Genomic DNA, 26,993 nt, shown 5'->3' with positions numbered 1-26,993 from the left:
ACAGCTCGCGCGCGTACCGCGCACGCCGCACCGGGCGCGGTCCGGGCCGACGCGCGACCATGGAAACCTACAGAGGGTGGTGAGGTGCAATGGCATCCGCCGATGAGGGCTTCCCGGCGGAGCCCGGCCCGCTGTCCTCCGGGGACGGGCGGGGACCGGCGCGGATGGCCGACGACGCGGCCGCGGTGATCGCCGGGGACGGCACGGTGATCGGCTGGACGCGCGGGGCCCAGGCGCTGCTCGGGTATCCGGCGGCCGAGGTGGTCGGCCGGTCCGCCGCGCTCCTGCTGACCGGCCCGCCGGACCCCCGCCGCACGGCCGCGGTGGCCGCCCGCTGCCGGACCGGGTCGGCGTGGAGCGGGCTGGTCTCCCTGCGGGGCCGGGACGGCCGGTCCCTGGACATCGATGTGCGGGCCACCGCCTCGTTCCAGATCGCCGGGCAGGAGGTCTTCCTCGTGTCCGGACGGGAGCTCACCCCGCACTGGACGATGAGCGGGTCCGTGCTGGACGACTTCATGGCCCGGTCACCCGTCGGGATGGCGGTTCTCGACCCCGGTCTGCGCTACCTCTGGCTCAACGACACCCTGGAGCGGTTCGGCGGCGTACCGCGTGAGCAGCGCATGGGGCGCCGGCCGTCCGAAGTGCTGCCGACCGCTCTGGCGGCGCCGATCGAGCGGCTGATGCGGCAGGTCCTGTCAACGGGCGAGGCGATCACGGATTACGAGTACCTGGGCTGGAGCTGGGCCGATCCGCACCGCAGGCGGGCGTACGCGAGCTCGTTCTTCCCGCTGGCAGACGCCCAGGACCGGCGGATCGGCATCGGCTACATGGTCCGCGACGTCACCGACCGGTGGAACGCGCGTCGGCTGCTCGCGCTGGTCAACGAGGCCGGGGCGAGTATCGGCTCCACCCTGGACGTACAGCGTACGGCGCAGGAACTCGCCGACTTCGCGGTGCCCCGGTTCGCGGACTTCGTCTTCGTCGACCTGCTGGAGAACCCGTTCGGCGGTGACCGGCCCGGGTCGGCCACACCCGCCGAGGGCGAGCGGCCCGCCATGCGCCGGGCGGGCATGAGCTCGGTGCGCGAGGGCTGCCCGGAGGCGGTCGTCCGGGTCGGGGACGCGGTGGACTTCGTGCCGCCGCCGCACGACGCGCACTTCCTGCTGGCGGGCGCCCCGGTGCTGCTGCCGTCGCTCGACCCGGACAGCCACGGGTGGACGGTGGAACACCCGGCGCGGGCCGCCCGGATCCGGGAGTTCGGGCTGCACTCGTTGATCTCCGTACCGATGCGGGCCCGCGACACCGTGCTGGGGCTGACCACCTTCATGCGGTCGCAGAACCCGGTGCCGTTCGACGAGGACGATGTGGCGCCCGCCCGGGAGCTGGTCGCGCGGGCCGCCGTGTGCGTGGACAACGCCCGCCGCTACACCCGGGAGCACACCGCGGCCCTGGTGCTCCAGCGGAGCCTGCTGCCGCAGACCCTGCGGGGCGGGACGGCGCTGGACGTGGCGTGGTCGTACCTCCCGGCGGACGCGAAGGACGGGGTCGGCGGTGACTGGTTCGACGTGATTCCGCTGTCCGGCGCCCGGGTCGGCCTGGTCATCGGCGATGTCGTCGGACACGGCATCGGGGCCGCCGCGACCATGGGCCGGCTGCGTACCGCCGTGCAGACGCTGGCCGACATGGATCTGCCGCCGGACGAACTGCTGGCGCGCCTGGACGATCTCGTCCTGCGGCTCAGCGAGGAGGAGCGTGCGGGGGGCCCGGCGGAGCGGGGCGGCTCGACGGTGGTGGGGGCGACCTGTCTGTACGCCGTCTACGACCCGACGAGCGGCTGCTGCACGATGGCGCGGGCGGGCCACCCCCCGCCGGTGGTCGTCACGCCGGACGGGGCCGTCACCTTCCCGGACCTTCCCTCCGGGCCGCCGCTCGGACTCGGCGGGCTGCCCTTCGAGTCGCTGGAGGTGGTCCTGCCCGAAGGGAGCCTCCTCGGTCTCTACACCGACGGGCTCATCGAGGGGACCGACAGGGACGTCGAGAGCGGTATGGAACGGCTGGGCCGGGAGGTGTCCCGGGGCGGACTGCCGCTGGACGACCTGTGTCCGGCAGTGGTCAAGGAACTGCTGCCCGTGCCGCAGCCGGACGACATCGCGCTGCTCCTCGCCCGGACGCATGTCCTGAGCCCGGAGCACCTGGTGTCCTGGGACGTCCCCGTGGACCCCGCGGCGGTCGGGGAGACCCGGGCGAACGTCTCCCGCCAGCTGGAGGCGTGGGGGCTGGAGGAGCTGTCGATGACGACGGAGCTGATCGTCAGCGAGCTGGTGACCAACGCGATCCGGTACGCCTCCGGGCCGGTGCGGCTGCGGCTGCTGTTCCAGTCGGCGCTGACCTGTGAGGTGTCCGACGCCAGCAACACCTCACCGCGGCTGCGGCACGCCAGGACGACGGACGAGGGCGGGCGCGGCCTGTTCCTCGTCGCGCAGCTCGCCCATCGGTGGGGCACGCGCTACACACCCCAAGGGAAGATCATCTGGGCGGAGCAGCCGATTCCCTGAGCATCGCGTCCGGCGTCTGCTCGTGGGCGAAGAGGCGGGTCAGCGGGCCGTCGGCCCGGATCAGCTCGTCCCAGGTGCCCTCCTCGACGATGCGCCCGCCGTCCAGGACCGCGATCCGGTCGGCCCTGCGGACGGTGGCCGGACGGTGGGCGATCACCAGGGTCGCCCGGGTGGCGGAGCCGGCCGCGAGCGCCCGGGCCAGTTCCGCGTCGCCCCGGTGGTCCAGATGGGCGGTCGTCTCGTCCAGGACGAGGACGCGCGGGTCGCTGAGCAGCCCCCGGGCGAGGGCCACCCGGGCGCGCTGGCCGCCGGAGAGGGTCGCGCCGCGCTCCCCGACTGCGGTGTCAAGACCGTCGGGCAGGGCGTCGGCGACGGTGTCGACGCCGCAGATCCGGGCCACCGCGTCGAGTTCGTCCGCCGTCGCGCCGGGGGCGCCCAGGCGGAGGTTCTCGGCGAGGGTGCCGTGGAAGAGCGGGGCCTCCTGCCCCACCACGGACACGGCGGCGCGCAGGTCGTCCTCTGCGAGGTCCCGCAGGTCGACGGGGTGAGCCGGGCCGACGGGCACGAGTTCCACGGCCCCTTCGGCCGGGTCCCAATAGCGGGCCAGAAGGTGGGCGCAGGTCGACTTCCCGGCCCCGGACGCCCCGACGAGGGCCACGGTCTCACCCGGCCGGACGGTGAGGTCGACGCCGTCCAGCACAGCCTCTCCCCCGTAGCCGAACCGCACGCCGCGCAGCCGCAGGCCGAGCGGGCCCGGGGGGACCGGGCGGGGAGCGGCGGAGGCAGGCGCTCCTGCGGGAGCGTGCACGGCGGCCCTGACCCGGGCCGCGGCGGCGCGCAGACCACCCGCCCGGCCGAGCGCGGCCGCCGATTCCGCGACCGGGGCCAGGGCGCCGAGGGCGAGCGCCATGGCGGCCGGGGCCCATGCCCCGTCGAGACGTCCGGCGGACGCGGCGTGGGCGGCGGCCGCCACGACCCCGATGACGGCGGCGACGACCAGCAGGTCGCGGGCCGCACCCGCACCGGTCTCCCACGACTGTTCGGCGCGCTGGGCGCGGGCGAGCCGTCGCCCGGCGGACCGGAGCCGGGCCCGCCTGCGGTTCAGCGACCCCGTCATCAGGAGCTCGCGCAGTCCGTCGACGCTCTCCACAGTCTCCGACGACAGTTCGGCGAGCGCGCCGCGGGTGCGGTGCCCGCGTTCGGCCCGCCCGCGCGCTTCGAGGAGCGGCGACCACATCAGGAGCAGCGCGGCCGGTACGACGGCGAGCAGCAGCCAGGGCCCGAGAGCAGCCAGCACGGCCGCCGACACCGCGAAGACCACGCCGGAGGCGAGGAGTTGGGCGATGGCGTGGGCGTAGAAGAACTCCAGTGCCTCGACGTCCCCGAGCGCGGTGGCCGCGAGGTCTCCGCTGCGCCGGCCCGCGATCCGGGCGGGGGCGCTGCGGGCCATCCCGTCGAAGACCCGGACGCGCAGTTCGGCCAGGACCCGGTAGGCGAGGTCGTGCGAGAGGTCCATCTCGCGCCAGGTGGCGAGCGCCCGGAGGAGGACGAGCCCGATCAGGACGGCGACGGTCCCGGGGGCGGGCGGCCGGTGCTCGGTGACGGCTGTGCCGACCGTGTACGCGGCGAGGGTGACCAGGGCCACCAGGGCGGCCTGGTCGACGAGGGCGGCCAGGCAGGTGCGCGCCACGGTCGCGCGGTGCGCGCCGAGGACGGGAAGGAGCGAGCGCAGGGCGCCGGACGGGGCCGGGTCCGGGGACTGGGTCCTGCGTGGGATCGGGGGCGGGGCCGGGTCCGGAGCCTGGGTCGTGTGCGGGGGCGGGGGCGAGTCCGGGGACTCGGTCGCGCGGGGGTTCGGAGTCATGCGGCGCGCCCCTCCTGTGCGGTGCGTCCGGCCGCGACGAGCGAGGCGTACACGCCGCCGCCCGCGAGCAGGGTGGTGTGGTCGCCCGCAGCGGCCACCCGGCCGGCGTCGAGGACGACGATGTGGTCGGCGTGGCGGACGGCGTCGAGCCGGTGGGCGACGACGATGCAGGTACGGCCGCGGCCGGCCGCCGCCAGCTCCCGGACGATGCGCGCCTGGCCGCGTTCGTCGACCGCGCTGGTGGCTTCGTCCAGGATCAGGACCGGGGCGTCGGCCAGCAACGCCCGGGCCAGGGCCAGCCGTTGGCGCTGACCGCCGGAGAGCGTCGCGCCGCGTTCGCCGACGAGGGTGGCGTAACCGTCGGGCAGCCGGGCGATCTCCTCGTCGATCCCGGCGGTCCGGGCCGCGGTCCGCAGGTCTTCGTCGGTGGCGGCGGGGCGGGCGATGCGCAGGTTCTCCGCGATCGTGGCGTGGAAGAGGTACGTCTCCTGCGAGACCACGGCGATGCCCCGGCGCAGCGAGGCGAGGGCGTACGCGGCGGTGTCCGTCCCGGATACGGTGACGCGGCCCCCGTCCGGGTCCCGTTGCCGCAGCAGGAGGCTCAGCACCGTCGACTTCCCGGCGCCGGACGGGCCGACAACGGCGGTGGTGCGTCCGGCGGCGGCGGTGAAGGACACGCCGTCGAGGGCGGGCCGGGCGCTCCCCGGGTGGGTGAAGTGCACGTCTTCGAAACGGATTTCGGGCGCACCTTCCCAGGCGGCGGTCACGGTGCCCCGGTCCGGAACGGCGGCCTCGGCGGTGCGCAGGGCGGCGATTCCGTCGGCCGCCGACACCCCGAGGTAGCCGGCGTGCCACTCGCGGGAGAGGTCGCGGACGGGGCGGAAGCACTCGGAGGCGAGCAGGAGCAGGAGGTAGGTGCCGGTGGCGGCGGTGCGACCGGTGGCGGCCGAGGAGCACGCCACGAGGACGGCGGCGACCGTGCCGCCCTGGACGGCCAGGTCGGTGAGGCCGGTGTCGACGAGCGAGACCCGCAGTTTGGCGACGGTGCTCCGGTGCAGGGCGGCCGACCGCCGCTCCAGCCGTTCCCGTACGCGGCCGACGGCACCGGCGTTGCGCAGCGTCGGCATCCCTTGGAGGGCCTCCAAATAGTCGGCGGCGAGGGCTTCGTAGGTGTCCCAGTGCTCCTTGCCGCGCCGCGCCAGCAGCCGGTCCCACCAGCGCGGACCGAAGAGGGCGAGCAGCAGGGCGGGCCCGAGGGCGAGGGCCGCGCAGGGCTCGACGAGAGCGACGGCGACGAGCAGCAGCGGCGGTACGGCGGCGGTGATGAGGAGTTGCGGCAGGTAGCGCGAGATGTACGCGTCGACGCCCTCGACCCCGTCCACCAGTGTGGCCCGTACGGCTCCGGCCCGCGCACCCGTGATCGCGGTGGGGCCGAGCGCGCCGAGCCGCTCCAGCAGGGTGTCGCGCAGCCTCACCCGTACGGTGGCACCGGCCGTGACGGCGATCAGGCGCTGGGCGCGACCGAGGGCGGCGCGGACGAGGACGACGGTGATCACGGCGGTGAGCAGCGGGGCGAGGGCGGCCGTCTCCGCCTGGGCGATCCGGGAGAGCACGAGGGCGAGGAGGACGGCCTGGGCGAGGTGGGTGGCGGTGACCGCCGCGAGCAGTGCGGTGGCGAGGCCGAGCGGGCGCCGCGCGGTGCTCGCTGCACGCAGGAGTTCGGGGTGGAGCATCATGGGCATTCTTCCTCACCGGGCGGGGCCGCCGGGGCGGCGGATGCCGTGGGTGGGGTGGCTGGTGTGGGGACTGAAGTGACTTCCGCCGTGGTCGTTGGCGTGGCCGGGGTGGCAGCGGGCGTCAGGGGTGCGCCGAGGGCAAGTCCGTGCACGATCCAGTCGCGGCCGGGGGTGTCGCCGAGGGCCGCGCCCAGGTCGGCCTGTTGCCAGGAGCCGATGGGGCGTGAGCGCAGGCCCAGTGCGCTGGCGTGCGCCTGGGCCGCGCCGACCGCGTATCCGGCGGCGAGGTGGCTGCTGCGGACGGTGGCCCGGGGGGCGTCCTCGGGGCACCCGTGGGCCAGGAGCACCGCGCCTGCGGTACCGATCCAGTGCTGGCCCGCGGCCCAGTGGGCGAGGGTCGGACGCGCGTCGCCCACGGCGCGGACGTCGAGGCCCCTGCCGGGCGTCGCCGCGTGCAGGGCCGGGGTGACACCGCCCAGGGCCACGGTCCAAGCGGGCACTTCCGGCAGCGCCCCCTCGGCGGTGGCCAGGATCCGAGTCAGCAACTCCTTCTCGGGCGGGCGGCTCAGGTCCTCGGGCGGGGCGCTCCGGCGCGTCTCCAGAGTCTCGTCGGTCAGCTCTCCGGGACGCCGGGCCGGGTGCCAAGTGCCGTCGGGTAGCCCGGGTGTTTCGGCTATCTGGTGCAACAGATGGCGTGCCGCAGCGAGTTCACGGGGTGGGGTGGTGTCGGCTCCGGGTTGTGGCGTCGGAGCCGAGGCGCGGGGCAGAGCGGCCCAGGCGCCCAGCGGCGGTTCGGCCTCGACGGGACTGGACGGGGCCGTCAACCGTACGGCTGCGAGCGGTAGTTCCGGCTCGGTGCCGGGCCAGATGTCCTGCCAGTCCGGGGCGCCCGGCAGTCCGGCTGCGGCGGATAGAAGGGAGCCGTCCGCGTCGAGGGAGACCAGCACGTCGGCGGTCGTGGCACCGGCCAGCGCCAGGGCGGCGGCGGCATGTCCCGCGTCGAGGAGCAGCAGCGGCCAGGCCCGGTGGCCGTAGTGGGCGACGGTACGGGACGCGGCCACGGTGAGGACGACGAGAGCTCCCGGGGGTACGCCGTCGGGGGCCGGGCCACGCCGGTGGGTGCGGTGGGTGCGCGGGGCGTAGGCGTACCGTCCGGGCGGCAGCGAACACCCCGGACCGACCAGCAGATGGGCGCGCACCGGGTGCAGCGCACCCGCCGAGGGAACGGGACGCAGCCGGCCCGGTGTGCCGGCGGGCGCTGCCAGGGAGAGCCGCAGCACACGGTCCACGTCGATCGCGGTCCCGGGCTCGCCGGTGTTCGCCGTCGCGGGCGCGTTCCACGGGAACGGGCGCTCCGGAACGTACGGGGAGAGCTCCGGGGCACGCGGCGACCGGGCGTCCGCGAGCGCCGCGCGCAGGAGGTCCGGTGCGGCGGGCAGGACGGCGACCGCCTCGCGACCGGGCGCGGCGGCTCGCTCCGTCGTGTCGGGCATGGTGGCGTGCTCCATCACATGTGCGGCGGCGGTGCGAGGGTGAAGTCCTCGGGTGCTGCGGGCGGTCGGGTGCGCCAGCCCCGGGCGAGCGCCGCTTCCGCGAAACGCGGGCAGCCGAAGTAGCCGAAGGCGGCGGGGGCGTTGGGTATCAGTCCGGAGACCAGGACCCGGGCGACGCGCAGCGTGGTCTCGGCGACGTCCTCCGTGGTGAGGTCCGCGGTGATGACCCGGTGCCCCCCGGCGGCGAGTGCCGCGTCGAGCGCGGTGCGGCTGCCGGGAGTGATCGCGGTGACCGGGACGACCCCCAGGGTGGGGTCGGTGAAGCGGCGGGCGAGCGGGGCCATCCGGTCGTCCAGCCAGACCTGGACATGGGCGCCGAGGTCCCGGACGGCGGCGAACTCGGCCCCGCAGCCGTCGAGATAGCGCCGGTCGGCCCGGTGGTCGAGGTAGAGGCCACGGGCGAGCATCCCGGCCTCGATCGCCCGGTACACCCACCCGTCGGCATCCACCGCGCCCTGTGTGAACACCCAGGTGTGCACGGCCTCCAGGACGGCCTTGCGGGCCGCTTCCGCCGGGTCGTACCGGCAGGCGAACCCCGCCGCGTACATACCGCGCCCGGGATCGTGCACGAGGGCGGCGACGCAGGGGGCGAACTCGGAGGGCATCTCGACGATGTGGACGTCCAGCTCGCATCCGGCCAGGTCCTCGGTGAGGCCGGGGACGCTCGCCGGGTCGATGCCGCGGGTGGGTCCGTCCAGGTGCCACCACAGCTCCAGCGCGTCACGCTCGACGACTTCGAGGAGCCCGCGCTCGACGGCGTCGTCGAGGCCCTGCCCGGTGGCGACGCCGGCGTAGTTGAGGTGGTGGGTGCGGGGCAGCGAACGCACCTCTCCCTGACGCCAGTTGAGATAGGTGAGGGCGACGGGTGCCCAGCAGGGTTCCCCGTTCTCGACGGCCCGGGTCCACAGCGCCGGTGTGTCGGGGGTGAATTCGGCGTACGGGAATCCAGGTCGGCCGTACTGCCACGGTGCGTACGCCGGCAGCGCGCCGGGCCCGTAGAGGCGGGCTCCCTCGGCGGTCAGCTCGGCCGCGGTGGCCCGCCGGGGCTCTTGAGGGTGGCCGGGCGGCGGGAGGCGGTTGCCGCAGTAGCGCTCCACGGCCTCGGCCACCGCGGCGGTCCAGGCGCCCCGGGGGTCACCGAACGTGGTGCCGAGCGAGACCCGGTCGGCGGGCCAGGCGCCGAGGCGGCGGGCGTCGGCGACGTCGGCGGTCATCGCGGTGTAGCGGGGCGGCGCACCGGCGGGGTGCTCGACGGGGGCGACGGCGCGGACGATCCCGCTGACGGGGTCGACGAGGGCTTCGAGGGGCAGGGCGCTGGTCAACGGCATATCTCCGGTACGGGCTCGACGTAGCGGCGTCGGGCGACGACGGGCAGGTGGAGGGCGCTGCCCCGGGGGTTCACGGTGCGGCGGGAGGGGACGAGCCGGGTGGTCGTGACCGGGTCGTCGCCGGTGTGCGGGTTGCGGGCGTGGGCGGGGAAGTGGTGTCCGGCGATCTCGGCCCGCAGCCGGGTCCCGGCGGGCAGCCTGCGCCCGAGGATGCCGAGTGGCACGGTGATGTCGGCGGCTTCGCCGGGCGGGCCGGTGCGCCGGACGATGCCGAAGGCCAGCGGGTCGGCTCGGCCGGACGGGTCGAGCGCGGTCAGGCGTACGGCCCAGTCGGCCGAGGGGGTGTCGGCCGTGACCGCGATCCGGGCGACGGCGGCCCCTGCCAGATCGAGCGGGCGGGGCAGCGGCGGCGAGAGCAGCAGGCAGCGGTCGGCGTGATCGCCGTCGACCGGGACAGCGAGGTCGTCGGAGCGCACGGGGCGCTCCGGGTCGGCGCTGAACTCGGCTCCGTGGAGCAGCCGTAGGCCGGTGGACGAGCCGAAGGGCCAGCGGCGCTCCGCCTCGGGGGCGGTCTCGAGCCGGTGGGTGCCGCGCAGCCGGGTGGTGTGCCAACGGCCGCTGTCGCCCAGGGCGATGACCCCGTGCCGTGTCGACTCCAGGCGCCCGGCGAGCGCGGCGTGGGCCCACCGTACGTACAGCGCGCCGAGGTTGAGACGGGAACGGGCCGGCACGGAACGGTCGGCGGTGAGGCGGTGCCCCCAGGGTCCGAGCAGCAGACGTGCCGGTCCGCCCCAGCCGCGCCAGAGGGCCACGGTGTCCTCAGCGAAGGGGTCACGGGTGCCGCCGACGGCGAGCAGGGGAAGGCGGGCGGTGGAGCCGAGCGAGACGAGGCGGCCGCGTTCCCGGTCGGCCCAGAGCCGGGGCCAGGACGGCAGTTCACGCCCGAGACCCGTGGCCAGCCGCTCCGCCAGACGGACGACCGGGAGGTGTTCGAGCAGCCGGGGGTCGCCGGCCAGGGCGCGTTCCAGGGCGTCGGGGTCGGAGTCACGACGGTCGCCGTGGGCCGCCCACCAGCCGGCCCGGGCCCACAACCGCTCCGGCCCTCCGGGCTCGCGCGCGGTCTCGGTGAGCCCGAGCGCGGGAACGGCGGCGATGACGGCGTCGGGGATTCCGTCGCCTTGCACCACACCGGGGGCCGCGTCGGGGGCGTCGAGTGCGGTGACGAGGGCGCAGTACGCGGCGTAGGAGGCACCGACGGCGACGACCTCCCCGCTGCTCCACGCCTGGGCGCGCGCCCAGGCGACCGTGGCCGCACCGTCCGCCTTCTCCTGATCCTGGTACGGGTGCCACTGCCCCGGTGAGCCGTGGCGGCCGCGTACGTCCTGGGCGAGGGCGGCGAATCCGTGTGCCGCCCAGCCGCGCAGCTCGGCGCGGTGGGCCTCGCGCCCGTACGGGGTGCGGATCAGGACGGCGGGACGCGGGCGGCTCCCGTCCGGGAGGCATACGTCGGTGGCGAGCAGGGTGCCGTCCGGCGCGGGGACGGACACGGTACGGGTGTTCACGGGCGGGCCTCGGCGGCGCCCGCTCCGGCACACGTCCCGACCGGGGTCGGCGCGGGCAGGGGCGCGACGTCCGGAACGGGGAGCACGGGGTGCTCGGTGAAGGTGAGATCGCGCAGGTCGATCCGCCGCAGCCGACGGCGGGCGGGGAGGCCGGACGGCTGCCGACCCGTCCCGCCCGCACCCGGGGCTTCGGCTTCGGCTTCGGCTTCGGCTTCGGCTTCGGCTTCGGCTTCGGCTTCGGCCCAGGCGATCAGATCGGCGGTGAGCAGCGCGGCGATCAGGGCGGCGGACGCTTCGGTGGGGTGGGGACCGGTGTCGGGGGTGCGGTGTCCGGCCCAGTACGCCGCGAGTTCACGGTGGGCGGGCGTGGCCGCGAGTCTACGGAGGCGGATATGCCGGGAGGTGACGTCCCCCGGGGCCGCGGCGAGGGGCTCGATCCAACTGTGGGAGCCCTCGCGGTGACAGCGCAGCCAGGCGATACGGCGGCCCGGCAGCCGGTCCGCCGTGTCCCAGAGCCCTTCGGGAACGGGCGAGTCCAGGCACCACACCACGGCGACACGCCCTTCGGTGCGGTGGTCAGGGTTCGCAGCCCGGGCGAGCTCCGCAACCTGGTCGGGCGTGATCCGGCGGACCTCGGCCCCTTCCGCCCCGGCGCAGCGCGCCACAGGACTGGTGAGCACGGGGTCGCCGACGACGTGAACCGTGCGGCCGGCGAGCGGAGCCCGGGACGGAACGGACACCGCGTGTCCAGCGGCCTCGAACGCCTCGACGAGTCGGGCCAGTTCGGCGGTCAGCGGCTCGTCGCACGACGGCTCCCCGCCTGGATCCTGCTCGCCCGCCAGCCGACGCACCAGCGCTTCCCCGGTGACCCCGCCGGTGTCGATGCGCAGGAACTCCCCTCCCGAGGTCCGGAGCACGGGGGCGGCGCCGGGAACGGTGACGATCCCGGTGCCGGGAGCGAGTCGACTGCGGGTCACGGAATCCTCCGGGTCGGAAAGGAAGGGGGAAGACGGGAACGGGATGCCTGGGGTCGAACGGGGCGGGCCCGCCCGGGTGGTCACCGGGCGGGCCCGCCCCCGCGCCACGCGGGAGACCTGCCTTCAGCGGCAGGAGTCGCTTACTTCTCGGCCGCGGTGTCGGCCTCGACAGCGTCGTCGAAGGGGTTCTCGACGAGGGCGTTCGAGTGGGTGGCGGAGAGGTGGGCGAGCTGGCCCTGGTCAGCGATCGGGCTGAACACCTTGTTCTGCTCCATGAGTTGAAGCCTCCATTCAGATCGGATGGGTGTGGGTCGCGGCGTTGGTGCGTGCCGCAGCACAGACACTAATGAATATGATTTTCATTCCGCAATAGCTGGAGTGAATCGAGAGGGTGATCTGGGTAACAGACGGGCCAGCCGCCCTCGTCGATCCCCACCCGGCCGTCCACGCCGAGGACTTCGGCCAGGAGATGCCGGGTGACCACCTCGGCCGGAGGCCCGTCGGCGGCGATGCGGCCTTCCCGGAGCGCGACGATCCGATCGGCGAACCGGGCGGCGTGGTTGAGGTCGTGCAGCACCATCACCACCGTCAGCCGGCGTTCCGCGCGCAGCCGTACGACCGTCTGGAGCACCTCCAGTTGGTGCCGCAGATCGAGGTAAGTGGTCGGCTCGTCGAGGAACAGCACGGGGGCGTCCTGGGCCAGCGCCATGGCCAGCCGGACACGCTGGCGTTCACCTCCGGACAGCGCGTCCACAGGCCGGTCGGCCCAGGCGGTGACACCGACGTCCGCGAGCGCCCGGGATGTCACCTCGTCGTCGCCCTCCCGCAGCATCCCGAGCGGCCCCCGGGCCGCATAGCGGCCTTGCCGTACGAGCTGACGTACGGTCAGCCCCGGTACGGAGGGCGCCGACTGGTGCAGCAGCGCCACGCGCCGGGCGGCGGTGCGGCGGGGCAGCCGCGCCACGTCGTCGCCGTCGAGCAGGACGCGCCCGCCGCTCGGGGCGAGCAGTCCGGCGGCGAGTTTGAGGAAGGTGCTCTTGCCGCATCCGTTCAGCCCGATCAGGGCGACCAGTTCACCGGCCCGGATACTCAGGTCCACCCCGCGCAGCACCGGACGCCCGGGGTAGCCGAAGGCCAGCCCCTCCGCCCGGACGACGTCCGGGGTTTTCGGTGCCGCACTCGTCATCGCGCTCTTCTCCACTGTTCTCTCCCTTGCTCTCTCCCTCATCTCTCGTCCGCCCGCCGCCGTGCCACGACCATCAGCAGCCCCGCCCCCACGCAGGTGGTCAGGGCGCCGACCGGGAGGGTCAGCCGGTCCGCGTCGAGCGCCGTCGCCAGCAGCCGGGACAGCAGCTGGGCCGCGGCATCCGCCCCGCACACCACAGCGGCACCGAGCAGCGCGGCGCCCGGAAGGGTGACGCGCAGATCGGCGCCGAAGACGGCCAGCGCCAGATGGGGCACCAGGAGCCCGACGAACCCGAGGGCACCCACCGCCGATACGGCGCCGGCCGTCAGCGCCACCGCGCACACCAGTGCCGCTCCCCGGCCCCGGCCGGTGGACAGACCCGCGGCGGCGGCCTGTTCGTCGCCGCAGCGCAGCAGGGTCAGCGGCCCGGCGAGCAGCCAGGCCGCCGCACCCCAGAAGGCGGCCCACGGCCAGAGCAGATTCCAGTGCTGCCAGACCCGGCCCTCGGTGGAACCGATCAACCACTGGACGACGCTGCCGAGTTCACCGGGGGCCACCAGGAGGACGACCGCGGTGAGCCCGGCGAGCACCGCCGACACGAGGACCCCGTAGACGGCGGTCTGCTCCGGGTCGCCCCGGTCCCGCCCGGCGAGCAGCCACAGCAGTCCCGCCCCGGCGAAGCCGCCGATACAGGCCGCCACGACCACGGCCGTGGGGGACTCCCAGCCCGCGAGGCCGAGGCCGGTCGCGGTCACCGCGCCGAGCACCGCGCCGGGCGTGACGCCGGTGACCTCGGGTCCGGCCAGCGGGTTGCGCAGGGCCGACTGGAGCACGAGCCCTGCCACCCCGAGGCAGGCCCCGGCGACCAGGGCCACCAGCATCCGGGGCAAACGGAGTTGGAGCACGATGTGCTCGGCGGTGCGGTCCCCGCCGGCCCCGAGCAGCACGGCCCGCACGCCTTCGGGGGTGACGCCCCGGCCGGCGAAGAGTCCGGCACAGGCGACGACGGCGACGAGCAGCGCCAGGCCGCCGATCCGGACACCCGGTGCGCGCAGGGCCCGGCGGACGCGGCCGGCCGGGACGGGCGCGGTGTCGACGAAGGTCATCGTTCCGCCTTCCGCAGGACGGGAGCGGGGACGTCCGGCGACATCACCGGTGCGGGCAGGGACACGGGCCCCCGGTCCCGGGCGGGCCGTCTCCCCCGTTTCAGCAGGAGGACCCCGACCGGGACGCCGACCAGGGCCGTCCAGGCGCCGACGGGCGTCTCGACCGGGGCGAGCGCGAGCCGGGCCGGCTGGTCGGCGCAGAGCACGACGATCCCGCCGCACACGGCGGACCGGACGAGCCACCCGGCCGCGCCGTCGTCCGGGCGGAGGCGCCGGGCGAGGTGCGGGGCGAGGAACCCGACCCAGGCCACCGGCCCGCAGACCGCGACGACGGGGGCGATGAGGACGACGGCGATGCCCAGCGCGGCCACCCGCGCCCTCTCCACCCGTACGCCCAGCGCGCGGGCGTCGTCGTCGCCGAGCCGCAGCACACCGAGCACCGGCACGCACAGCACCAGCGCCGGGACGGCCACGGCGAGCCAGGGCAGCAGACCGGTGACGTCGTCCCAGGTCCGGGCGGACAGACTGCCCAGCAGATAGCGGTAGATGAGCTGGAGGTCGAGCTGGTCGGCCATGACCATGAGCACCAGCAGGGCGGCCTGGAGCGCGGCGGCGACGGCGGCCCCGGTCAGCAGGACCGCCGAGGGGCTCCGCCCGAATCCGGCGGCGACCAGGGTGAGCAGACCGCCGAGCGCCGCCCCGGCCAGGGCGAGGAACGGCTGGAGCCCGAGCGGGACGGCGAGGGACAGCACCAGCGGTGCGGCGACGCCGAGGGCGGCCCCGGAGGAGACCCCCAGCATCTCGGGCACGGCCAGCGGGTTGCGCAGGGCCTCCTGGAGGACGAGGCCCGCGGCGCCCAGGCAGGCGCCCGCGATCAGCGCCAGCACCATGCGGGGCAGCCGCAGTTCGGTGACGACGAGCCCCGCGAGCCCGTCGGACCCCAGCGTGGCCGGGAGCCGGACGGGTGGGACGTACGGCGTGCCGAGGCTGAGCGCGCAGACCACGCCCGCCAGGGCCGCCGCACCCAGGCAGAGCAGCGCCACGGGCGGACGCCTCACCGCAGTGCGGCCGTCGCCTCGTCGAGGACGAGGCCCAGGGACCGGGTGCCGCGCCCCTTGGCCCACACCTCGGAGTCGACCTCGATGACCTTGCCGTTCTTCACGGCCGGGATCCGGGACCAGAGCGGGTTCTTCGCCAGCTTGTCCGAGAGCTTCCCGTCGGGCGCGCCGAAGGACAGGGTCTCCACGAACAGGACGTCGACATCCCGGGCGAGGATCTCCTCCAGGCTGTAACTGCCGTCGACGCCCCGGCTCTTCCAGGGGTAGTGGGAGATCTTCGGGAACAGTCCGGCCGCCACGTCGGTCTCCGGGGTGGCCACACCGAAGTTCTCGTCGCTGCCGTAGACGATCAGCGCGGTCTTGTCGCTCTTCTGCTGCTCCGCGTCCGCCAGGCGGGTGCGGAACACCTTCTCCGCCTTCTCCCCCTGTGCGGTGCGGCCGGTCAGCGCGGCGAGGTCGCGCAGGTAGCCGACGCTGTCCTGCCAGGATCCGGGCTGGAGCGGCCAGAAGGCCGTGGCGCCCTTCAGCGCGGGGGCCAGCTTGCCGTGCGTGTCCTCCAGGCCGATGACCAGATCGGGCTTGTGGGCGAGGATCGCCTCGACCTCGGGGCTGAGGAAGCCGCCGGGCACGACCGGTATCTTCGCCGACCTCTCCTTGCCGAGGAACTCCGGGTGCGCCAGCACCTGGGAGTTGGTGGCGGCGGGGGTCATGCCCAGTTCGACGAGGATGTCGTCGCAGAGGGCGACCAGGCAGACGATCTTCTCCGGCGGCTTCGGCAGGGAGACCTGGACGCCCTTGGCGTCGGTGATCCGGGTGGCGGCCTCGATGGGCCGCACCTCCGTGCTCGTACGGGCTCCGGCGCCGGCCGCAGCGGCCGGCGCCCCGGGGTCGGGGTCGGCGTTCTCGGTACCGCAGCCGGCCAGCAGGCCTCCCAGTACGGCGATCGCGGCCCAGCGGCGGACTCTCAGCGCGGTTCGTGGCATCGACGGGTCCCTCAACGTTCCTGTGCGGTCCCGGGGATGCGGCAGAGCGGGCGGCGGAGCCCCGGGAGCGATCCCCGCCACAAGCCGAAACCTTACACATGATTATCATTTCCAATAAAGTGAGCGGGGTTTCCGCCGGGATGCACCGGCCTCCGAAACGCCCCAGCACCCCCGCCGCCCTCACCGGCCCTGCCTGCCCCAGGAGTTCGCCATGCCCCACACCTCGCCCCCCGCCCCCCACGCGCCGCCGCGCCTGCTGGTCTCCGACCACGTCGCGGGGCGGGTCAGCCTGCTCGACCTCCCGGACGGCACGGAGCGGGCGGAGGTGAACCACCGGCACCTCGCCGAGCACGCGGGTTTCCTCGCGCTGCCCGGCGGGCTCGTCGCCTGTGTCGACGACCGGGCGGGCGAGTTGCTGGCCCTCGATCCGTACGGACCTGACACCGGGCGGCCGCTGGTCCGGCGGCGGATACCGGTCGCGGTCCCCGCCGAGCATCTGGCGGCGGACCCCGAGGGGCGGCGGCTCGCGGTGACCACCGGCCTCGGCCGCAACGAGGAGGCATGGACCGGGCTGCTGACGGCCGTCGACCTCGACGCACCGGACGGCGCCGTCGCCGTACGCGTACGGGGGCGGACCGGCGAGCCGGGGGTCACGGTCCTCGGCGGAGCGTCCCCGCTCGTGGTGGTGCGCCACCGGGAGCCGGGCGAACTCCTGGTCCACCGGCACCGCGAGCTGATGCGGTCGGCCCCCTCCTGCCCGCCGGCGGTCCCGGTGCAGCGGATCGACCTGCCGGACGACGACGGGCACGGCGACGCCCACGACCCGCTCACCGGGCGGCTGTTCGCCGCAGCGGGCTCGGGCGTGCACCGCGCACGACGGGAGGGGGACGGCCTGACCCGCGAGGCCCCCTTGCCCTGGTCCGCGGACGGGCGTTCCGGCGGGCGCGGCTACTACCTGCGGCTCGATCCCGTACGGCGGATGCTCTGGTCGTGCGTGCGCGGCGGGCCGGGCGACCCCGGACAGTGGCCGGACTGGTCGAACGACGCCTGGTGGCATCACCTCGACACCGGCGAGACGGGAAGGCTCGGCCTGGGGCCCGGGCTGGTCTTCCGGCTCGCGGTGACCGCCCGCCACATCGCGTTCACCCGCGTCCACCCGGACGGCGACGAGTTGATCCTGCTCACCGCTCCCCCGACCGCCGGATCCCGCCCGGAGGTCGGCGCACGACTGCCCCTGCCCGCCATGTCCGGTGCGCCCCGGCGCGGCGGGACCCCGTGGGACGGCGTGCAACGGCGGGCGGTCGCCGCCTCTCCCGGCGGGAGCCTGGTCGCGGTCAGCCGGGGAGGCCATGGCGAGATCCACGTCTTCGATGCGGACAAGGCGGCGCCGGTCTCGACCCTGACCGTCCCGACACCGCTGGACGACGGGGGCCACCTCGCCCTCGTGACAGCCGGGGACGGGGCACACGCGGACCCGGTCGGCCGCTGAGACCGGTGGCACGGCGGGACCTGCCGCACCCCGCCGAGACCGGAGGCCCGGGGCGATGGCGCGACGGATCCCGCCGCGCCCGACCGAGGCCGGAGGCTCGGGTGGTGGCGCGGCGGAACCTGCCGCGCCACCACCCGCCCCGTTCAGCCCGGTGTCACCAGGAGGACTTGGTCACTCCGGGCAGGAATCCCGCGTGGGCCTGCTCCCGCATCCGGACCCGGGAGAGGCCGAACTTGCGCACATACCCCCTCGGCCTGCCGTCGACGCTGTCCCGGTTACGGACCCGGGTGGCGCTGGCGTCACGCGGCTGCCGCCGCAGTTCCTCCACGGCGGCGAGACGCTCACGCTCCGGGGTGCCGGGCCGGCGGATGATCTCCTTCAGCTCGGCCCTGCGGGCCGCGTACCGCTCGACGGTCGCCCGGCGGCTGTCGTTCCGCGCGATCTTGCTCTTCTTCGCCATCAGACCTTCTCCCCCCGCGCACGGATCCGCGCGACCGCGGCTTCGATGCCGATGCTGTCGACGGTCTTGATCGCCCGGGCGCTCAGCGTGAGGCGCACAAAGCGTCCCTCACCGGGCAGCCAGTACCGCTTGCGCTGGACATTCGGGTCGAACCGGCGGGACGTCCGGTGGTGCGAGTGGGAGATCTTGTTGCCGAATCCCGGCTTCGAGCCGGTCAGTTGGCAGTGGGCGGACATGAAAAGTTACCTACCTCTCCTTCGACGCATCCATTATTGAAAATGGAAACCATTGCCATATAGTAGCGCCCATGGCTCGCAATGAAGTACGTCCGGTCATCAAGCTCCGCTCCACCGCGGGGACCGGCTACACCTACGTCACCCGTAAGAACCGGCGGAACGACCCCGACCGGATGGTGCTGCGCAAGTACGACCCGGTGGCCCGCCGCCATGTCGACTTCCGCGAGGACCGCTGAGGCTCGCCCGGCGCCCCGCACACTCCGCACCCCCCTGAAGCCCCACCCGAGGACACCGTCATGAAGCCCGGAATCCACCCCGCCTACGGCCCCGTCGTCTTCCGCGACAAGGCCGCCGACTTCGCGTTCCTGACCCGCTCGACCATGACCAGCGATCGCACCGTCACCTGGGAGGACGGCAACACCTACCCGGTGGTCGACGTGGAGATCTCCTCCGCGAGCCACCCCTTCTACACCGGCACCGCCCGCGTGATGGACACCGCCGGACGCGTCGAGCGCTTCGAGCGCCGCTACGGACGCGGTGAGGCCCGGTGAGCGGGCGCCGCGCGAAACTGCCCGTCGTCATCGTCTGCGGCCTGCACTCCGAGGCGCGCGGCGACGTCGTGGAAGGGCTGCTGCGGGACGTACCGCACAGCGTCGCGCTGCACCACGACCTGTCGACGGCCACCGGCGGGACGGTCCGGCGCTCCCTGCGGGACGCCGGCGGCGAGCTGGCCTCCTGCGACACCCCGCTGGTGAACGAATGCGCCTGCTGCGCGCTGCGCGAGGACCTCGTCCCGGAACTCGAACGGCTCGCGGGGGACGGGGTGACCCGGCTCGCCGTCCTGGAGCTCTGGGACTCCGTCGAGCCGAAGTCCATGGCCGAGGTGATCGCCGCGCACACCGACGCCGCCGAGGTCACCAACGTGTTCACGGCGATCGACCCCACGCTCGTCCTGCCCTGCCTCTCCAACGGCGACGATCTGGCCGAGGCCGGTCTCGCTGCGGCCCCGGCCGACCGGCGGACGATCGGCGACACCTGGGCCCGGCAGGTGGAGTACGCCCCTGTCCTGGCCGTGGCGCCGAACCCGGCGGCCGACGACGAGGACCGCGCCCTGATCCGGCAGTTGAACCCGACGGCACGTCAGGCAGCGTCCGGATCAGCGGAATTGGCCCGTCTGGCGTTCGCCGGGTTCGACGTGGAGGCGGCGGCAGCGGGCCAGCACCCGGCCTGCGCGCTGCTGCCGCAGGAGGCGGAGGAGGCGGGGGTGGGCACGCTCGTCTGGCGGCGGCACCGGCCCTTCCACCCCGAGCGCCTCCTCGACGCGCTGGAGGACCTGAGCTGCGCCGCGGCCCGCAGCCGGGGCCGGTTCTGGCTCGCGGACCGGCCCGACACCCTGCTCTCCTGGGACGCGGCGGGCGGCGCGCTCTGCGTGGAGAACACCGGCCCCTGGCTCGCCTCGCTCCCGGACGCGGCCTGGTCCATGGTGCCGCCCTACCGGCAGGCGGCGGCCGCGCTCGACTGGCACCCCGAGCACGGCGACTGCTGCCAGCACCTGGTCTTCGTCTCCCCCGGCCTCGACCGCGAGGGGCTGACCGGTCTGCTGGACTCCTGCCTCCTCACGGACGAGGAGTACGGGTCGGGCCGGGAGGCGTGGAAAAGCCTGCCCGCCGCGTTCGACGCGCTCCTCGACCCGGTGCACTGAGACCGGCCGGCCCACGCCCGTAACTCCGCAGCCCCCGGACCGTATCCACCGATCAGACACCCAGCCCACTCAGCCCACCGAGCACGAGGAAGCCTCATGGCACGTCAGCAGAACCCCCGCAAGCCGCTCAAGACCCGGCCGAACCCCCTGGATGCCGCTGGGATCACCTACATCGACTACAAGGACACCGATCTGCTGCGCCGGTTCATCTCCGACCGGGGGAAGATCCGCAGCCGCCGCGTCACCCGGATCAGCGCCCAGCAGCAGCGCCAGATGGCCGCGGCCATCAAGAACGCCCGCGAGATGGCCCTGCTGCCGTACTCCGCAACCGCCGCGAGCAAGTAGCGCGCGACGCCCCCGGCCTGCGGCGGGGGCCGCGTGCGTGGCTCGGGATGCAGCACGGCGGCTGCCCGGCGACCATGGACGCATGGGCAGAGACATCCCGGAGAAGGGCGCCCCGGGTCCGACGTCGTCGGGTCCGACGACGTCGGACCCGGGAACAGCGGGCCGACCGGGCGGTCCGCCGAACCAGGGCCTCGCGCTCGCCGCCATGCTGTTCGCGGTGTCGATGACGTTCATCGACCAGACCATCGTCGCGATCGCCGCCCCGGACATCATCGACGAACTCGGGCTCACCTCCTCGCAGATGCAGTGGGTGGTCAACGCCTATCTGCTCACGCTGGCCGCCTTCTTCGCACTGGGCGGGCGGTTGTCCGACATCTTCGGGCACCGCCGCGTGATGCTCATCGGCACGCTGACCTTCGTCATCGCCTCCGCACTGTGCGGGGCGGTGCCCGACGGGGACTTCGCCCAGGCCTGGCTGATCGGCTTCCGGGCCGTCCAGGGCATCGGCGCGGCCCTGATGTTCCCCGCCGCGCTCGCCGTCGTCATCGCCGTGTTCCCCGTGGAGCGGCGCGGGCGGGCACTGGCGCTCTTCTTCGGCATCTCCGGGGCGCTCACCGCGATCGGGCCGCTGCTCGGCGGCTGGCTCACCGCGTGGACCTGGCGGGCGATCTTCTGGGTCAACGTCCCCGTCGCCGTCATCGCCGTCGTCCTGGCGCTGCTGGCCCGGATCCCGGAGCGGTCCCGCCGCGAACCGCTGGATCTGCCCGGGGCGGCGCTGGTCGCCGTCGGCATGGGGCTGACCGTGCTGGGGCTGCAGCAGTCCTCCACCTGGGGCTGGGACTCCGTCGCCACCTGGGCCTGTATCGCGGTCGGCCTGGTGGTGCTGGCGGTCTTCTGCCGGTTCGAGCTGCGCACCGGCTTCCCGCTGATCAAACTGCGGGTCTTCCGCGACCTGGCGTTCAGCGTCGACAACGCCGTGCTGTTCTTCGCCATGATGGCCTTCGTCCCGGTGTTCTTCTTCGCCTCCGTGTACGCGCAGGTCTCGCTCAGCGCGTCGCCGAACCAGGCCGCGCTGTATCTCCTGTACTTCTTCATCGGCTTCGGGCTGGCCTCCCAGTGGGGCGGCCGCATCCTCGACAAACGGGGCGCGCGCCCCGCGATGAAGCTCGGCACGGCGCTCGGGGCGGTCGGGTTCGCCCTGTGGGCGGGGAAGTTGACGACGCTCTCCATGCACGACCAGTGGCTGTACGCGGCCATGGCGGGCGCCGGGATCGGACTGCTGCTGGCGCCGGCCTCGACGGACGCGGTGAACCGGGCCATCGACGCCAGTTACGGCGAGGTCACCGGTATCACCCAGACGGTGCGGAACTTCGCGGCCAGCATCGGACTGGCCGTCTACGGCACCCTGCTGACCCATACGACGATCACCGAGGTGGACGAGACGCTGCGGGACAAGGGAGTGCCGGAGGGGGCGTCGCGGGATGCCGCCGAGTCCATCGCGCAGTCGGTGACCGGTCAGGGGGACTCCCGGGGACCGTCCGGTTCGGGGCCGGTGGCCGAGACCGTACGGGACTCGATGTCGGCGATCCGGATGGACTTCGCCGAGGCGAACCAGTGGGTCTTCTACGGGATGGCCATCGCGCTCGGTATCGCGTTCCTGATCTCGCTGCGCCATCCGGGAACCCGGGTGACGCAGGAGGAGCCGTCCGGGCAGTGAGCGGGTCGAGGGGTTCGTGACCAATCGACCGGGGCGGATCGCTGCCGGCCGCGGCGGAAACGGCTGGGGCGACCGCAGGATCCCGGTCGTCGTGGACGGGGGCGTGTGCGGGGCACGCCGGGCGGGGCCAGAAGGCCGGACGCGGTGGGCGGGACGGTGTCGTGTCCCGTCAGCCCGGCGTCGGCACGCCCCGGTGGATCAGAAGGCGAAGACGGCGTTGTCGTTCATGCTGCCCGCCATCTCGCAGGCGTTGCCGTACGTGGTGCTGAACTGGATCGGCTTGCCCTGCCAGACGCCGTGGGCGGTCACCACGACCGGGTCCCACTGGCGGGTACAGGTCCGGTTGGACGGGCCCGCGGCGAGTTCGGCGAACTTGCCCTGGACCGCGGCCAGTTCCTTGCATGCCGCGGCGGGGTCGGGGTGGGTTCCCTCGGCGGTGGGGGCGCAGGCGAGCGTCACGGCCCGCTCGACGGTGGCGGTCATCGGGTCCTCGCCGCGGGCGACGGTGAGGACGAGCGCCGAGGGTGCGTAGAGACTCTCCGCCTTCGCCGGCGCGGCCTGCGCGGTGGCGGCCGCGAAACCACCGAGGAGAAGGGTGCTCGCCGTGATGGTTGCGAAGATGGCGTGAGGGTTGCGTCGCATTGGTGAAAACTCCTTGCTCGGGTGCCTGATTGCGGTCAGGAGTCTTACGCATGCGGAAAGTAGGCGCACATCGACAGCCAGCTTCCAGCCGCAGACGGACGCTCGAACCGACCGAATGGTCATTCGGGCAGCTCAGAGGCCCCGCGTGAAGCGTCCAGCATATGGACAGATTTCGGCGGTTCAATCCGAAACGACCGCCTGACCTGCAAATACGCTGGAGCGGCTCGATGCGCCAAACCGCCGCTTCGGCCGGAAAGTACCGCCATCCGGGGTCGCGAACGATCTCGGCACCCGCAACACCCCTGCAGGCAACCGGTCGGCGACCCGTTCGGGGGTCACGCGGAGGACACGATTCCGAATCCCCCTTGACCAGGGCAATTTAGGATAGGCTAACCTCACGCTCGTGATCGCTCCTGCCCTCGACCGAGAAGACCCGCCGCCACGGCCCTCCGCGCCCGCTGCCGGTGCCGCCGCACTGCCCGCCGACGACGCGGGCCTCGACGCCCGCGACATGACGATCGCGTACGACCGCACCGACGTCGTGCACGGCGCCGACCTCCGGCTGCCGCGCGGCCGTGTCACCGCCCTCATCGGGCCGAACGGCAGTGGGAAGTCCACCCTGTTGCGGGCCGTGGCCCGGCTGCACAAGGCCCGCACCGGCAGCGTGACCGTCGCGGCCGGGGCCGAGGACGGCGCGCCCGTCGACGCCCTCGCCCTGTCCCGCTCCGACTTCGCCCGCCGTGTCACCCTGCTCGCGCAGAGCCGCAACGCACCGGCCGGGCTCAGCGTGCGCGACGTGGTCGGATTCGGCCGGCACCCCTACCGGGGCCGGATCCGCGGAACGGATCCGGACGGCGCCCGGATGGTCGAGCACGCCCTGACCGTCACGAACCTCACCGAGTTCGCCGACCGCGGGGTGGAGAGCCTCTCCGGCGGGCAGTTGCAGCGCGTCTGGTTCGCCTGCTGCCTGGCCCAGGACACCGACGTGCTCCTGCTCGACGAGCCCACCACCTTCCTCGACCTGCGCTACCAGGTGGAGATTCTCGACCTCGTCCGGGATCTCGCCGACACCCACGGCGTCACCGTCGGGGTCGTGCTCCACGACCTGGACCAGGCCGCCGCCGTGGCCGACCAGGTCGTCCTCCTCTCGTCCGGGCGGATCGTCGCCGCGGGAACGCCCGCCGAGGTGTACGCCCCCGAGCGGCTCACCGACGCGTACGGCATCCGTATCGACGTCGAACTCGACTCCCCCACCGGCATCCCGCGCACCCGCGCGGTCGGCCGCCACCACCTTCGTACCGAAAGGCCCTGAACACCCTCATGAAGAACCAGCACCTGACGTGGCCCGTCCTCGCCGCCGCGGCCGCGCTCGCCCTGACGGCGTGCGGCACCACCGAGGCGCCGAAGAAGGAGTCCGCCGGGGACACCGCCGTGACGGTCACCGACTCTCGCGGCAAGAAGATCACGCTCGACGGACCGGCCAAGCGGGTCGTCGGCACCGAGTGGAACGTCGTCGAGACGCTGGTGACCCTCGGCGTGCAGCCGGTCGGCGTCGCCGACGTCAAGGGCTACACCGCGTACGACACGGCGGCCCCGCTCACCAAGGGCGTCAAGGACATAGGCACCCGGGGCGAGCCCAGCGTCGCCACCGTGGCGAGCCTGAAGCCCGACCTCATCGTCGCCACCACCGACCTGTCCGACTCGGCCATCGCGCAGCTGTCGAAGGCCGCCCCGGTCGCCGTGGTCCGTTCGGCCGACGCGAGCCGGCAGATCGACCAGATGGTCGACACCGTGAACCTCATCGCCCAGGCCACCGGCACCGAGGACAAGGCCGAGTCCGAGATCGGCTCCTTCCGCAAGGCGGTCGCCGACGGCAAGAAGAAGCTGGCGGACGCCGGGCTCGACGGCGAGAAGGTCGCCTTCGCCGACGGCTGGCAGGAGGGCAACCAGGTCTCGGTGCGCCCGTACGTCAAGGGATCGCTGCTCTCCGACGTGAACACCGAACTCGGCCTCGTCGACCCGTGGAAGCTGAAGGGCGACAAGGCCTACGGCCTGGCCGCGACCGACGTCGAGGGCCTCACGAAGATCGGCGACGCCCAGTTCGCCTACATCGCCAACGACTCCGACGGCGGTGACCCGTTCGCCGACGGCCTCAAGGACAACGCGGTGTGGAAGTCCCTCCCGTTCGTGAAGAACGACGAGGTCCACCGGCTGCCCGACGGCATCTGGATGTTCGGCGGCACCGCGTCGATGCGCGAGTACATCGACGCCCTCGTCGGCGCGCTGACCGCCTGACGATGAGCACCCGCACCACAACCGCCCCGCCCGCCCCCGTGAAGACGGTGGCGGGCGCGGCCGGTCCTGCCGGGGCCGCGTCCCCGGCGGCGGCCGGCCCGCCGGCCCGTCGGGGCCGGATGTTCCTCCTCGGGCTCGCGGGGCTCCTCGCCCTGGGCGCCCTCGCGCTGACGCACGTGAGCCAGGGCACCGCCGCCGTCGATCTGCACACGCTCTGGAACCTGGCCACCGGCTCGTCGTCCGACCGGACCGCGCACGAGCAGACGGCCGCCGTGGTCCTGGACTCCCGGCTGCCCCGGCTCGCCGCGGGGCTGCTGGTCGGCTGCGCGCTCGGCGCGGCCGGCGCTGCCCTCCAGTCGGTGTCGCGCAACATGCTGGCGTCCCCCGACACGCTCGCCGTGAACGCGGGCGCGTACTTCGCGGTGGTCACCGTCGCCGCGTTCGGCATCTCCCTGCCCGCGCTGCCCGCCGGGGCCACGGCGTTCCTCGGCGGGCTCATCGCGGCGGCCGTCGTGCTCGGCCTGTCCCGGGCGGGGGCCGGACCCATCCGGCTGGTGCTGGCAGGATCCGCGCTCACCCTCGCGCTGTCCGGCCTGAGCGGCACGATGCTGCTCCTGCGCTCCCAGCAGACCACCGGGCTGTTCGCCTGGGGCGAGGGTTCGCTCGCCCAGATCGGCATGCAGTCCATCGACCGGCTCACCCCGGTCGCGCTCGTGGCGTTCGCCGGGCTCATGCTGATAGGCCGGCGCCTCGACATCCTCGCCCTCGGCGACGACGGCGCTGCGGTCGTGGGAGTGAGCCCCCGGCTGACGCGGAGCATCGCGGTCACCCTCGCGGTGCTGCTGGCGGCGGTGTCGGTGGCGGTCGCGGGGCCGGTCGGCTTCGTCGGCCTGTGCGCGCCCGCGGCGGTCCGGCTGCTCAGCACCTGGATCCCGGGCCTGGTCCGGCACCGCGCGTTCCTCCCGGCGTCGGCGCTCGCGGGCGTGCTCGTGGTGCTCGGCGCGGATGTGCTGCTGCGCGCGGTGTTCGGCGCCCAGGCGGGGGCGGAGGTGCCGACCGGCATCGTCACGACCTGCTTCGGGGCGCTCGTCCTGATCGTCCTCGCCTACCGGTCGCGCGACATGGGCACGGACGGCGGATCGACGGCGTTCTCCCGGCTGCGCAGCCGGCGCGCGTTCGTCCTCACCCTGGTGGCGACGGTCGTGGGGCTGGTCGGCGCGGTGGTGGTGGCGACGCTCTTCGGCGACGCGACGCTGTTGCTGGGCGATGTCGGCAACTGGCTCGCGGGCCGGTCGGGGCAGTTCGTCAGCTACGTCCTGGACACCCGGGTCCCCCGGGTCGCCGCCGCTCTGCTGGCCGGTGCGGCGCTGGCGGTCGCGGGAACCGCCGTCCAGGCGGTGTCGCGCAACCCGCTCGCGGAGCCGGGCGTCCTCGGCGTCGTCAGCGGCGCGGGGGTGGGGGCGGTCACCGTGCTCACCGTCGTACCGCTGGCGAGCTTCTGGCTGATCGGCGGCTCCGCGCTGGCCGGTGCGGCGGCGGCCGCGGCACTGGTGTTCGGTCTGGCCTCACGCCGTGGTCTGGAGCAGAACCGTCTGGTGCTCATCGGCATGGGTGTGCACGCGGGTGCGGGCGCGGTCGTGAGTCTGCTGATCGTGCTCACCGACCCGTACAACGAGACGAAGGCGCTGGCCTGGCTGGGTGGTTCGACGTACGGGCGGACGTTCCCCGAGCTGATTCCGGTGCTGGTGGCGCTGGTCGTCGCACTGCCCGTCCTGGTGCTGATGCGCCGTGAACTGGACCTGATCGGGCTGGACAACGAGACGCCCGCCCTGCTCGGCGTGCGGATCGGGGCCACCCGGCTGGGCCTGCTGAGCCTCGCCGTCCTGCTGACGGCGGGAGCCGTGGCGGCGGTCGGCGTGATCGGGTTCGTCGGCCTCGTCGCCCCGCACGCGGCACGCGCCCTGGTGGGCCGCCGCCACGCGCGGGTCCTTCCGGTCAGCGCGCTGCTCGGAGCGCTGCTGGTGGTCGTGTCCGACACGGTCGGCCGGACGGTCATCGCCCCGGCGCAGATCCCGGTCGGCCTGCTCACGGCCGTGATCGGCGCCCCGTACTTCATCTGGCTGCTCTGGCGGTCGAGGCGCGAGGGCTGACGGGCGGTGCGGTGTCCCGGGAACGCGCGCGCCGTACCGGCGGTTTCTG

The 26,993-nt window shown here is 74.2% G+C and carries 24 protein-coding genes; 10 read left to right on the top strand and 14 right to left on the bottom strand.

Translation table 11 applies throughout. The features are described from left to right. The first annotated feature begins 89 nt into the window (after nt 1-89). A complete protein-coding gene (locus WQO_RS32175; protein ID WP_010059081.1) occupies nt 90-2,555 on the top strand; it encodes a SpoIIE family protein phosphatase in 2,466 nt (821 codons plus the stop codon). On the opposite strand, the gene WQO_RS32170 is transcribed toward WQO_RS32175, so the two are convergent. The 11 genes from WQO_RS32170 to WQO_RS32125 form a co-directional block, all read right to left on the bottom strand. Beyond that, entirely contained in the window at nt 2,527-4,419 is a 1,893-nt protein-coding gene (locus tag WQO_RS32170) for an ABC transporter ATP-binding protein (protein ID WP_010059079.1), read from the bottom strand. The two genes, WQO_RS32175 and WQO_RS32170, sit on opposite strands and share 29 nt — an antisense overlap. Continuing rightward, a complete protein-coding gene (locus WQO_RS32165) occupies nt 4,416-6,155 on the bottom strand; it encodes an ABC transporter ATP-binding protein/permease (RefSeq protein ID WP_058954175.1) in 1,740 nt (579 codons plus the stop codon). The genes WQO_RS32170 and WQO_RS32165 overlap by 4 nt, the downstream gene beginning before the upstream one ends. Then, nucleotides 6,152-7,648 carry a nitroreductase gene (locus tag WQO_RS32160; RefSeq protein ID WP_050992289.1) on the bottom strand — a complete coding sequence of 499 codons (1,497 nt, stop codon included), beginning with the start codon at nt 7,646-7,648 and terminating at the stop codon, nt 6,152-6,154. Before WQO_RS32160 ends, WQO_RS32165 begins: the two co-directional genes overlap by 4 nt. Before the next feature lie 14 nt (nt 7,649-7,662). Beyond that, nucleotides 7,663-9,030 (bottom strand): YcaO-like family protein, encoded by a 1,368-nt coding sequence (locus WQO_RS32155; RefSeq protein ID WP_010059075.1) that lies wholly within the window; start codon nt 9,028-9,030, stop codon nt 7,663-7,665. Continuing rightward, on the bottom strand, nt 9,027-10,598 hold the full coding sequence (locus tag WQO_RS32150) for a CocE/NonD family hydrolase (RefSeq protein WP_010059074.1): 1,572 nt from the start codon (nt 10,596-10,598) through the stop codon (nt 9,027-9,029). The genes WQO_RS32155 and WQO_RS32150 overlap by 4 nt, the downstream gene beginning before the upstream one ends. Beyond that, complete coding sequence (locus WQO_RS32145; RefSeq protein WP_058954174.1) at nt 10,595-11,575, bottom strand: hypothetical protein; 981 nt, start codon at nt 11,573-11,575, stop codon at nt 10,595-10,597. The genes WQO_RS32150 and WQO_RS32145 overlap by 4 nt, the downstream gene beginning before the upstream one ends. 140 nt (nt 11,576-11,715) lie before the next feature. Beyond that, nucleotides 11,716-11,850 carry a streptamidine family RiPP gene (amiA, locus tag WQO_RS37085; RefSeq protein WP_006129278.1) on the bottom strand — a complete coding sequence of 45 codons (135 nt, stop codon included), beginning with the start codon at nt 11,848-11,850 and terminating at the stop codon, nt 11,716-11,718. Nucleotides 11,851-11,918: 68 nt separating this feature from the next. Continuing rightward, nucleotides 11,919-12,761 (bottom strand): ABC transporter ATP-binding protein, encoded by an 843-nt coding sequence (locus WQO_RS32140; protein ID WP_010059071.1) that lies wholly within the window; start codon nt 12,759-12,761, stop codon nt 11,919-11,921. Between the two features lie 38 nt (nt 12,762-12,799). Beyond that, the gene (locus tag WQO_RS32135; protein WP_010059070.1) at nt 12,800-13,867 is read right to left on the bottom strand and encodes a FecCD family ABC transporter permease; all 1,068 of its coding nucleotides are present in this window, start codon (nt 13,865-13,867) and stop codon (nt 12,800-12,802) included. Next, nucleotides 13,864-14,925 carry a FecCD family ABC transporter permease gene (locus WQO_RS32130; RefSeq protein ID WP_029182144.1) on the bottom strand — a complete coding sequence of 354 codons (1,062 nt, stop codon included), beginning with the start codon at nt 14,923-14,925 and terminating at the stop codon, nt 13,864-13,866. Before WQO_RS32130 ends, WQO_RS32135 begins: the two co-directional genes overlap by 4 nt. Continuing rightward, entirely contained in the window at nt 14,922-15,908 is a 987-nt protein-coding gene (locus tag WQO_RS32125; RefSeq protein WP_010059067.1) for an ABC transporter substrate-binding protein, read from the bottom strand. Before WQO_RS32125 ends, WQO_RS32130 begins: the two co-directional genes overlap by 4 nt. Nucleotides 15,909-16,119: 211 nt before the next feature. Between WQO_RS32125 and WQO_RS32120 the strand changes: the two genes are divergently transcribed. Beyond that, a complete protein-coding gene (locus WQO_RS32120; RefSeq protein ID WP_010059065.1) occupies nt 16,120-17,397 on the top strand; it encodes a YncE family protein in 1,278 nt (425 codons plus the stop codon). A 154-nt stretch (nt 17,398-17,551) separates the two neighbouring features. On the opposite strand, the gene rpsN is transcribed toward WQO_RS32120, so the two are convergent. Beyond that, the gene (gene rpsN, locus WQO_RS32115; RefSeq protein ID WP_010059064.1) at nt 17,552-17,857 is read right to left on the bottom strand and encodes a 30S ribosomal protein S14; all 306 of its coding nucleotides are present in this window, start codon (nt 17,855-17,857) and stop codon (nt 17,552-17,554) included. Continuing rightward, complete coding sequence (gene rpmB, locus WQO_RS32110; protein WP_010059063.1) at nt 17,857-18,093, bottom strand: 50S ribosomal protein L28; 237 nt, start codon at nt 18,091-18,093, stop codon at nt 17,857-17,859. Before rpmB ends, rpsN begins: the two co-directional genes overlap by 1 nt. A 71-nt stretch (nt 18,094-18,164) precedes the next feature. Between rpmB and rpmG the strand changes: the two genes are divergently transcribed. From rpmG to WQO_RS32085, 5 genes are all read left to right on the top strand, one after another. Next, nucleotides 18,165-18,329, top strand: a complete 165-nt coding sequence (rpmG, locus tag WQO_RS32105; RefSeq protein WP_006129270.1) for a 50S ribosomal protein L33 — start codon at nt 18,165-18,167, stop codon at nt 18,327-18,329. Nucleotides 18,330-18,389: 60 nt separating this feature from the next. After that, complete coding sequence (locus WQO_RS32100; RefSeq protein ID WP_010059062.1) at nt 18,390-18,644, top strand: type B 50S ribosomal protein L31; 255 nt, start codon at nt 18,390-18,392, stop codon at nt 18,642-18,644. Then, complete coding sequence (locus WQO_RS32095; RefSeq protein WP_010059060.1) at nt 18,641-19,795, top strand: CobW family GTP-binding protein; 1,155 nt, start codon at nt 18,641-18,643, stop codon at nt 19,793-19,795. The genes WQO_RS32100 and WQO_RS32095 overlap by 4 nt, the downstream gene beginning before the upstream one ends. A 96-nt stretch (nt 19,796-19,891) precedes the next feature. Next, complete coding sequence (gene rpsR / locus WQO_RS32090) at nt 19,892-20,140, top strand: 30S ribosomal protein S18 (RefSeq protein ID WP_010059058.1); 249 nt, start codon at nt 19,892-19,894, stop codon at nt 20,138-20,140. An 82-nt stretch (nt 20,141-20,222) separates the two neighbouring features. Beyond that, complete coding sequence (locus WQO_RS32085) at nt 20,223-21,857, top strand: MFS transporter (RefSeq protein ID WP_010059056.1); 1,635 nt, start codon at nt 20,223-20,225, stop codon at nt 21,855-21,857. Nucleotides 21,858-22,055: 198 nt separating this feature from the next. Here WQO_RS32085 and WQO_RS32080 read toward each other — a convergent pair whose 3' ends face one another. Next, nucleotides 22,056-22,499: a subtilase-type protease inhibitor gene (locus WQO_RS32080; RefSeq protein ID WP_010059054.1), complete on the bottom strand. Its 444-nt coding sequence runs from the start codon at nt 22,497-22,499 to the stop codon at nt 22,056-22,058. 511 nt (nt 22,500-23,010) lie between these two features. On the opposite strand from WQO_RS32080, the gene WQO_RS32075 reads away from it, so the two are divergent. Genes WQO_RS32075 through WQO_RS32065 form a run of 3 tightly spaced genes read left to right on the top strand, consistent with a single transcriptional unit; the run spans nt 23,011 to nt 26,944 of the window. Next, on the top strand, nt 23,011-23,811 hold the full coding sequence (locus tag WQO_RS32075) for an ABC transporter ATP-binding protein (RefSeq protein WP_032748124.1): 801 nt from the start codon (nt 23,011-23,013) through the stop codon (nt 23,809-23,811). Between the two features lie 8 nt (nt 23,812-23,819). Next, nucleotides 23,820-24,794 carry an iron-siderophore ABC transporter substrate-binding protein gene (locus WQO_RS32070; protein ID WP_010059050.1) on the top strand — a complete coding sequence of 325 codons (975 nt, stop codon included), beginning with the start codon at nt 23,820-23,822 and terminating at the stop codon, nt 24,792-24,794. 2 nt (nt 24,795-24,796) lie between these two features. After that, a complete protein-coding gene (locus tag WQO_RS32065) occupies nt 24,797-26,944 on the top strand; it encodes an iron ABC transporter permease (RefSeq protein ID WP_010059048.1) in 2,148 nt (715 codons plus the stop codon). The last annotated feature ends 49 nt before the right edge of the window (nt 26,945-26,993 follow it).

The organism is Streptomyces globisporus C-1027, assembly GCF_000261345.2.
GTDB classification, from domain to species: domain Bacteria; phylum Actinomycetota; class Actinomycetes; order Streptomycetales; family Streptomycetaceae; genus Streptomyces; species Streptomyces pakalii.
The sequence above is the reverse complement of the archived record's forward strand: the minus strand, read 5'-3'. Positions and strand labels throughout refer to the sequence as shown.